The 894-nt window shown below is 75.1% G+C and carries 2 pseudogenes; both read left to right on the top strand.

Going from position 1 to position 894, the window contains the following annotated elements:
• A pseudogene (locus AWZ10_RS17590) lies at nt 1–678 on the top strand (type VII secretion integral membrane protein EccD); the annotation flags it as partial.
• 16 nt (nt 679–694) lie between these two features.
• Nucleotides 695–894 (top strand): annotated as a pseudogene (locus AWZ10_RS17585) (hypothetical protein); the annotation flags it as partial.

Raw genomic sequence — 894 nt, 5'->3', positions numbered from 1 at the left:
GCGGGCGCGCTGGGCGGGGCCTCGGTGTGCTGGTTGGGGGTCGCCGCGGCCGTGTCGGGCGCGGCGATGCCGTCGGTGCCGGAGCAGGCCGAGGTGGGGGCCGTTCTCGCGGTGGTCTCCGTGGTCGTGCTCGGGCTGCTGCCGCGGCTGGCGCTGATGGCGTCGGGCCTCTCCGGCCTGGACGACCGGCGTTCCGGTGGCACCTCCGTGAGCCGCATGCAGGTGTCGGCGGCGCTCACCGCCACGCACCGCGGGCTCGCCCTCGCGACGGTCACCCTGGCCGTCTCGGCCACCGCGGCCGGGGTGTTCGCGTTGCGCGCGCCCACCAAGTGGACCGTGCTGCTGACCGTCGTCACCATGGTCGTCCTCGCGCTGCGTGCGCGGGCGTTCCCGTTGGTCGCCGAGGTCGTGGTGCTGTTCGGCGCGGCGGCCGTGCTCGCCGTGCGGCTGGTCTCGGCCTGGCTGGACCATTCCGGCGGGGCGGCCGGTCCGCTCGGCGTCCTCGTCCTGCTCGCCGTACTTCCGCTGCTGGTGCTCGCCGTGCAGCCCGCCGAGCATGTACGGGTACGGCTCCGGCGTTTCGGCGACACCCTCGAATCCATCGGCGTCATCACTCTGTTCCCGCTGCTCATCGGAGTGTTCGGCGTGTACGGACGACTGCTCGACACGTTCGCTTAGGAGCTGGGGGCCGCACATGGCGCAGGCAGGGGACTGGCAGCGGGATGTGCTGCGCGAGCTGGGCCGACAGGAACCGGCCGGCGGGGGCGACGACGCCACCCCCGGACCGCCGGAGGCTCCGGCCCGGCGGGCCGAGCCGACGCTGAGGTTGGTGCGGTCGGTGCCGACGGGCCCGCCCGAGCCGACGCAGACGCCTGAGCCGACGCAGGCGCCCGC

It is taken from the genome of Streptomyces europaeiscabiei (assembly GCF_001550375.1).
Lineage (GTDB): Bacteria > Actinomycetota > Actinomycetes > Streptomycetales > Streptomycetaceae > Streptomyces > Streptomyces europaeiscabiei.
This window is presented reverse-complemented; position numbering and strand designations above follow the sequence as displayed.